This is a genomic window from Streptomyces sp. NPDC002446, assembly GCF_053595675.1.
Map to the genome: position 1 here is coordinate 93,754 of NZ_JBSFYC010000024.1, position 7,992 is coordinate 101,745.

6 protein-coding genes are annotated in these 7,992 nt (G+C 69.4%); 3 read left to right on the forward strand and 3 right to left on the reverse strand.

Going from position 1 to position 7,992, the window contains the following annotated elements; translation table 11 throughout:
- Positions 1–12: 12 nt before the first annotated feature.
- The 3 genes from ACWD6P_RS16390 to ACWD6P_RS16400 form a co-directional block, all read right to left on the reverse strand.
- On the reverse strand, positions 13–981 hold the full coding sequence (locus ACWD6P_RS16390; RefSeq protein WP_451444761.1) for a quinone oxidoreductase family protein: 969 nt from the start codon (positions 979–981) through the stop codon (positions 13–15).
- A gap of 452 nt (positions 982–1,433) precedes the next feature.
- Positions 1,434–2,609, reverse strand: coding sequence for a PP2C family protein-serine/threonine phosphatase (locus ACWD6P_RS16395; protein ID WP_451444762.1), 1,176 nt, complete (start codon positions 2,607–2,609; stop codon positions 1,434–1,436).
- 348 nt (positions 2,610–2,957) lie between these two features.
- Complete coding sequence (locus ACWD6P_RS16400; RefSeq protein ID WP_451444763.1) at positions 2,958–3,767, reverse strand: S-methyl-5'-thioadenosine phosphorylase; 810 nt, start codon at positions 3,765–3,767, stop codon at positions 2,958–2,960.
- Positions 3,768–4,193: 426 nt separating this feature from the next.
- Between ACWD6P_RS16400 and ACWD6P_RS16405 the strand changes: the two genes are divergently transcribed.
- The 3 genes from ACWD6P_RS16405 to ACWD6P_RS16415 all read left to right on the forward strand — a co-directional run.
- Positions 4,194–5,399: a cytochrome P450 gene (locus ACWD6P_RS16405; protein ID WP_451444764.1), complete on the forward strand. Its 1,206-nt coding sequence runs from the start codon at positions 4,194–4,196 to the stop codon at positions 5,397–5,399.
- Positions 5,400–5,603: 204 nt separating this feature from the next.
- Positions 5,604–6,665 carry a type III polyketide synthase gene (locus ACWD6P_RS16410; RefSeq protein WP_451444765.1) on the forward strand — a complete coding sequence of 354 codons (1,062 nt, stop codon included), beginning with the start codon at positions 5,604–5,606 and terminating at the stop codon, positions 6,663–6,665.
- A 217-nt stretch (positions 6,666–6,882) separates the two neighbouring features.
- On the forward strand, positions 6,883–7,992 hold a 1,110-nt coding region (locus ACWD6P_RS16415), incomplete at its 3' end, for an Hsp70 family protein (RefSeq protein ID WP_451444766.1).

Consider the following 7,992-nt stretch of genomic DNA (forward strand, 5'->3'; position numbering starts at 1 on the left):
CACGGCCGACGTTCAGCCCCGAGGGCGGAGGAGCAACTTCCCCTTCGTGCGGCGGGCGAGCAGGTCCTCGTGGGCGTCGCGGGCGCGCGCAAGGTCGTACTCCGCGCCGACCAGCGGCCGCAGACGACGCCGCGCGATGAGCCCGAGCAACTCCTCAAGCACGGCGCCACCGGCCCCGTGCCGGGCGATGAGCGGGATGAGCCAGAAGCCGGCGACGGTGAGGCTCTCCACCGCGAGGCGGCTCGGCGCGATGGCCGAGGCGGCCTGCCGGGACGACGCGCCGTAGGTGACCAGTCGCCCCAGATATCCGAGCGCGTCCAAGGCGGAGTCGAGGACCGGGCCGCCGATGGCGTCCAGGATGACGTCGACCGGGCGTCCGTGGTTGGCGTCGAGGACACGCTGCTTGTAGTCCTCCGCGCGGCCGTCGATCGCCGCGTCCGCGCCGAGTTCGAGGGCGAAGGCACGCTTCTCGTCGGACGACGCCGTGGCGATGACGCGGCCCGCCCCGAACTCCCGGGCCAACTGGACGGCGAGACTGCCCGTTCCCCCCGCGGCGGCATGGACCACCACGCTCTCGCCAGGGCTCATACGGGCGACCGACCGCAGCAGATGCCACGCCGTCAGCCCCTGCACGAGTACGGCCAGCGCCTCGCCCGCGCTCACACCGTCCGGTAGCGCGACCAGGTCGCGGTCGGCGACGACCGCCTTCTCGGCGTAACCCCCCTGACGCACGTACCCGAGGACCCGCCGACCGTCCGCGGTCCGGCCGACCACCTCCAGGCCGGGGATCAGCGGCAGCGGCCCCTTCGGCGCGTACGGACCGTCGGTGTGCTCGCCCGCGATCTGCTTGATGTCACCGAAGTTGACGCCCGCGGCCACCACTTCGACGAGCGTCTCGCCCGCCCCCGCCACCGGGTCCGGCACATCGGCCTCCGTCAGGACTTCCGGACCACCGAACCGCTCGAACTGCATGGCACGCATGAACGTCGCTCCCAGCTTTGTCAGGCCTTAGGGGGGAGGCGAACACATCCCGTAGGGGATGCGAGCGCCCCCTGCGTGGCCACAACGGCGCTGGGACCGGGCGGTATTCCCGTGGTTCACCAGAGACTGAGGTGATCCGGATCAACCGGATCAATGGGATCGGCCGGATCAGTGGGATCGGCCGGATCAACGGGACCGGCCAGATTGACGGGATCGATGCGATCGGCCGCGAGCCAGCAGGGAGCGACGGGATCGGAGCGCGTCGGCGGAGGTCGATGGGGTCGGCGCGTCGACGGGGGTCGATGGGGGTTGGCGGCTGAGCGCTAAGTACCGAGTCCCGAGCACTGAGTACCGACAACAGACCTGGCGGCTGACAACAGGTCTGACGGCTGACACCCGGCTGCCAACGGGGATCACATGACGCCCGTCGCGCACCAACCCCCAAAAGCCAGTCAAGAGTCCCGCGAGTCCCAAGACTCCCAAGTATCCCGGGAGTCCCAAGCGACCGCCGCTGGGCGGCCGTCGACGGCGTGCGGTGCGATCGCGAGGATCGCCACGTCGTCGTGGAACACGCGGGTGTGGCGCGGCAGATCCGTGTTGAGGAAGTCGATCACGTCGTCCGGGCCGGGCGTGGGCCGGTCGGCGAAGCGGTGGCGGAGGCGGTCGAGGAGGGGGTAGAAGGCGCCGGTGTGGTCGCGGGCCTCGATCAGGCCGTCGGTGCACAGGAGGAGGACGTCGCCGGGGGCGAAGGGGTGGGTGTAGGAGACGGGGGGATCGTCGGCGAGGGTGGCCAGGCCGAGCGGGAGGGCGGGCGGTCCGACGAGGGCCGTCACCTCGCCGCCGGAGATCAGGACCGGTTCGATGTGCCCGTGGTTGACGATCGTGACCCGGCCGGCGAGAGCGTCGTACTCGATCAGGGCGGCGGTGACGAACAGTTCGTCGTCGCGGATCTCTTCGGCCTCGCGGGCCAGCCGCCGTTCCATACGGGCCGCGACGGACAGCAGGTCCCGCTGGTCGTAGGCGGCCTCGCGGAAGCTGCCGAGGATGTCGGCGACGGTGCGTACCGCCTTCAGTCCCTTGCCGCGTACGTCGCCGATGATGGCGCGCTCCCCGGACTCGGTGGCGCGGATGTCGTAGAGATCGCCGCCGACCATGGTGCCGACCTCTCCGGACCGATAGAGGCCGGCCGCGAGGACGTGTCCCACCCGGTGCGGCACCGGCCGCAGCAGGGTGCGCATCAGGGCTTCGGCCACCGAGTTGACGCGGACCAGGTACCGCTCCTGGCGCCGGCGGTGGGCGGCCAGCGCCACGCCGAGGACACCGACCAGGCCGGTGGCGATGTATGCGGCGACGTGGTAGTTCTCCCACAGCTGGTGGAGGTTGTGGCCGGTACAGCACGGGGTGCCGGCGATCACGCCCAGCAGCACGACGGCGAAGACCGTGACGGCGGCGACGCTGACGGGACCGAGGCTGTAGGCGGCGACCACCGGCAGCGCGATGAGCAGGAAGCTCACCGCCCACTTCGTGGGGGTCACCCATTCCAGCAGCATCACGAACACGACGTAGGCGGCCGGCAGCCAGCGCATCCAGGCCGGGGGACGGGGCACCTCGAAGCCGCTCCGCGTCACCCTCGCGGCGCGCCTCTCTGCCGGTCGGCCGCGGCCCGGCCGACGGTCGCGCCGGCACCGTTCGAAGACCGACTCACCCGATCTGTTCACCCACGGGCTCCTGATACGACCGTGATCAAGGTCCACAGCCTTGTTCGCCCCGACGCCACAGCCTTGTTCGCCCCGACGCCACAGCCTTGCGCGCCGCAACGGCCCCGCCCGCCCATTACGCCGTCTGCGGCATGTCACCCGGCGTGCGCCTCAGAGCCGTCGGGCCCGTCAGAGCAGTCGACGCCGTCACGGAAGTCGGGCCCGTCAGAGCAGCCGGGGCCGCCAGACCAGCCCGGACCGCCAGACCAGTCCGCCCCGTCACGGCAGCCGAAACGGCAGCCTCATATCGCTGAGTGTGCCCGGGCACAGGCAGCTGCGCTCCTCGGGGAGGCGGTCGAGGGTGTGGAGTACGAGGCCGCGCAGGCGCTCGGTGTTCTGGGCGAAGACCCTGAAGACCTCCTCCTGGGAGACGCTGTGGTGGGCGTCGATGCCCGCGTCCAGGTCGGTGACCAGCGCCACCGCGGTGTAGCAGAGGGCGAGTTCACGGGCGAGTACGGCCTCGGGGTGGCCGGTCATGTTGACCAGCGACCAGCCCGCGGCGGCGTACCACTGCGACTCGGCCCGGGTGGAGAACCGCGGCCCCTGGATCACGACCATGGTGCCGCCGTCGGTCGCCTCGGCGCCGGTCGCGGCGGCCGCCTCCAGTACCGCCTCGCGGCCGTGCGCGCAGTAGGGGTCGGCGAACGAGACATGCACGGTGCCCTCCTCGTAGAAGGTCTGTGCGCGGCCGCTCGTACGGTCCACCAGCTGGTCGGGGACGACGACGGAGCCGGGCCCCAGCTCGGGGCGGAGCGAGCCGACGGCGCACGGGGCGAGGATCTGGCGGACGCCCAGGGAGCGCAGCGCCCACAGGTTCGCGCGGTAGTTGATCCGGTGCGGGGGCAGGGCGTGACCGCGTCCGTGGCGGGGCAGGAAGGCGACCCGCCGGCCGCCGGCCTCGCCGAGGGTGATCCCTTCCGACGGCGCGCCGTAGGGGGTGTCGACGGTGATGCGTTCGGCGTCCGCGAGGAGCTCGTAGAAGCCGCTGCCGCCGATGACGGCGAACTCGGCGGTGGGGGTGGTGGTCATGTGTCCTGTCCCGGTCAGGTGGTGCGGCCGCCCTCCGCCTTCTGCGGGAAGGGCGTTTCGAAGAGGCTTAGAGGCTTAGGGGCTTCCCGGCGGGGTCCCGCGCCGTATGACACCCCGCCCGGTCACCGGGTGGCAAACAGTGCAGAAATCAGCGCGGTGAGCAACTCGGCCGGCGAATTGGTAAAGATTTCGGCAGGCGAGGAGTGCGGCGAGTACCACGGCGAGTACCACGACTTCCGGTACCGGGCGGGAATCGCGGGCGGCCGGAATTGCGCCCCACCACCCATTCGGCGCAATGCGCGAACGCCCGGCAGCCCCGCTTCCTCCCGTTTCGCGATAATGAGAGGTCGGAAATGATGTCCGCACCTCTGACTTCGTGTCCGCACCTCTGACTTCGTGTCCGCACCTCTGACTTCGGGAGCCATCATGGAATCCGGATCCAACGTCTGGAACTGCCCGTTCGACTACGCCGAGGCCCTGGAATTCGATCCGACGCTCAAGCGTCTGCTGACGGAGGAACCCGTCGCGCGCATCAAGCTGCCGTACGGAGAGGGTGAGGCCTGGCTCGTCACGCGGTACGAGGACGTGCGCACGGTCACCACCGACCGGCGCTTCAGCCGCCACGCCATCGTCGGGCGGGACTTCCCCCGCATGACGCCGGAGCCGATCGTCCAGGACGAGGCGATCAACGTGATGGACCCGCCCGCCAGCAGCCGCCTGCGGAGCCTGGTCTCCAAGGCGTTCGCCCCGCGCCAGGTGGAGCGCATGCGGACCCGCACCCAGCACGTCGTGGACGAGCTGCTGGACCGCATGGAGCGGCACGGCCCGCCGGCCGACCTGATGGAGAGTCTGGCGTCCCCGCTGCCCCTGACGACGATCTGCGAGGTCCTCGACATCCCCGAGGGCGATCGCGACCGGCTGCGCGGGCACGCCCGGACGATGATGGACACCAGTCTCGACAACAAGGACAACGCCGTACGGGCCAAGGCCGACATGCGGGCGTACTTCGCCACGCTCACCGCCGAGCGGCGCCGGAACCCGGGGGACGACCTGATCAGCGCGCTGGCCACGGCCCGTGACGGCGACGAGCTGCTCGACGAGCGGGAACTGACCGTCATGGCCATGGTGCTGCTCATCACCGGCCAGGACACCACCACGTACGAGATCGGCAACCTCGCCTACACGCTGCTCACCCGACCGGCCGAACTGGACGCGGTGCGGGCCCGCCCCGAGCTGCTCCCGCAGGCGATCGAGGAGATGCTGCGGTTCATTCCGTTCCGCAAGGGCGTCGGTATTCCCCGGGTCGCCCTGGAGGACGTGGAATTGAGCGGGGTGACGATCCGGGCCGGGGACATCGTGCACGTCTCCTATCTGACGGCAAATCGGGACGCCGAGAAATTCGAGCGGGCCGACGAGCTGGATCTGGAACGCCAGGGGCCGTCGCACATGACGTTCGGCTGGGGCGGGCACCACTGCCTGGGTGCCCCGCTGGCCCTCACCGAGCTCCAAGTCGCGCTCAGCGCCCTCCTGGAGCGTTTCCCGGAGCTGAAACTGGCGAAGCCGGCCGAGGAAGTACCGTGGAACAAGACCTCGATCTGGCGTTACCCGCTTGAGCTTCCGGTCTCCTGGTGACGGTGCGCCACAGGCGGGCGTGCGGAACTCACCCGCCTGGATTACCGTTGTTCGGGTAGTTGGCCCATCTGCTCGGGAAGAGTTCATCCTTCGGGGAGAGTTCATTTTCTTCGAGAGATTCCCTTCTCCGAAGAAGGCCCGCCACATCGAATTCAGCACAGGGATGTGCATTGGGCGGACCACAGTCTGCAAGGAGTGGATCCCATGGCAGTTCTGTGCAAACCAGCGATAGCCGTCCCGGAATACGTCATCACCCAGGAAGACACCCTGGAACTGGCACGGCGGCTGCACAAGGATCATTCGCAGCTGAAACTGGTTCTCCGGCTGATCGAGCACACCGGCGTGCTGACCCGCCATCTGATCCAGCCGATCGACAAGGTCCTCAAGCACCCGGGGCTCGATGCCCGCAGCGCCGTCTACGAAGAGGAGTCCAAGGCCCGCGTGCCCGCCGTGGTGCGTCAGGCACTGGACCAGGCCGAGCTGGAGGCACGGGAGATCGACCTGATCGTCTACGTCTCCTGCACCGGCTTCATGATGCCGGCGCTGACCGCCTGGCTCATCAACACTCTGGGCTTCCGCTCGGAGACCCGGCAGATGCCGATCGCCCAGCTCGGCTGCGCCGCCGGTGGCGCCGCGATCAACCGGGCGCACGACTTCTGCACGGCGTACCCGGACGCCAACACGCTGATCGTGGCGTGTGAGTTCTGCTCGCTGTGCTACCAGCCCACCGATCTGGGCGTGGGGTCGCTGCTGTCGAACGGCCTCTTCGGCGACGCGGTCGCCGCCGCCGTGGTCCGCGGCAAGGGCGGCACCGGCATCCATCTGGAGCGCAACGGCTCGTACCTCATCCCGCACACCGAGGACTGGATCTCCTACGCGGTGCGGTCCACCGGATTCCACTTCCTGCTGGACAAGCGGGTGCCGGGAACGATGGAGCCGCTCGCCCCGGCCCTGCGCGCGGTGGCACAGCAGCAGCAGTGGGACGCCGGCGACCTGGACTTCTACCTGGTCCACGCGGGTGGTCCGCGCATCCTGGACGACCTGAGCCGCTTCCTGGAGGTACCGCCGGAGGCGTTCCGGTTCAGCCGGGCGACGCTGACCGAGTACGGCAACATCGCCAGCGCGGTGATCCTCGACGCCCTGGCCCGGATGTTCGACGAGGCGTCCTCCCTGGACGGCCACCGCGGCCTGCTGGCCGGCTTCGGTCCCGGCATCACCGCCGAGATGGCGCTGGGCACCTGGACGTCGGCTCCGGCGACGGCGTAGCAGTCACGGCAGTCACGGACTGTCCCGACGCGCGCGTCACAGCCTGTCACGCGCGCGTCACAGTCCCACGGCGACCGAGGGTACAGACCGAGGGTACATATGCCGTGAATCTGGGCATCTTGACAGGTGTCGCGGCGCGCTCTATCCAGAGGGTGGAGCCGGTGCTCTCTCCATACCAGCAGGTGAGAGGGCCTGTGGCCAGGGTGAGGAGAGAACCATGACACGCGCAGTGGGTATTGACCTCGGTACGACGAACTCGGTGGTCAGTGTGCTGGAGGGCGGTGAGCCCACGGTCATCACCAATGCCGAGGGGACCCGCACCACTCCGTCGGTGGTCGGGTTCGCCAAGGGCGGCGAGGTGCTCGTGGGCGAGATCGCCAAGCGGCAGGCCGTGACCAACGTCGAGCGCACCGCCCGGTCGGTCAAGCGCCACATGGGCGACGCCCAGTGGCGCTTCCCGGAGGGGGGCGGTGACATCGACGGCAAGCGGTACACCGCGCAGGAGATCTCCGCGCGGGTGCTCCAGAAACTCAAGCGCGACGCCGAGCAGTACTTGGGCGAGGACGTGACGGACGCCGTCGTCACGGTTCCGGCGTACTTCAACGACGCGCAGCGCACCGCCACCAAGGAGGCGGGGGAGATCGCGGGGCTGAAGGTGCTGCGGATCGTCAATGAGCCGACCGCCGCGGCCCTGGCCTACGGACTGGACAAGGAGAACGACCAGACGATCCTGGTCTTCGACCTCGGCGGCGGCACCTTCGACGTCTCGCTGCTGGAGATCGGCGAAGGCGTCGTCGAGGTGAAGGCCACCAACGGCGACACGCATCTGGGCGGCGACGACTGGGACCAGCGGATCGTCGAGCATCTGACCAAGCAGTTCAAGAACGGGTACGGCATCGACCTGTCCCAGGACAAGATGGCCACCCAGCGGCTGCGGGAGGCGGCCGAGAAGGCGAAGATCGAGCTGTCGGCCGCCACCGAGACCACGATCAACCTGCCGTACCTGAGCGCGTCCGCCGACGGCCCGCTGCACCTGGACGAGAAGCTCACCCGCTCCCAGTTCGAGCAGCTGACCGCGGACCTTCTGGAGCGCTGCAAGACGCCGTTCCACAACGCGGTCAAGGACGCGGGGATCAAGCTCTCCGATGTCAATCATGTGATCCTGGTCGGCGGCTCGACCCGGATGCCGGCGGTGACCGAGCTGGTCAAGGAGCTGACGGGCAAGGATCCACACAAGGGCGTCAACCCGGACGAGGTCGTCGCCATCGGCGCCACCCTCCAGGCCGGTGTCCTCAAGGGCGAGGTCAAGGACGTCCTCCTGCTGGAC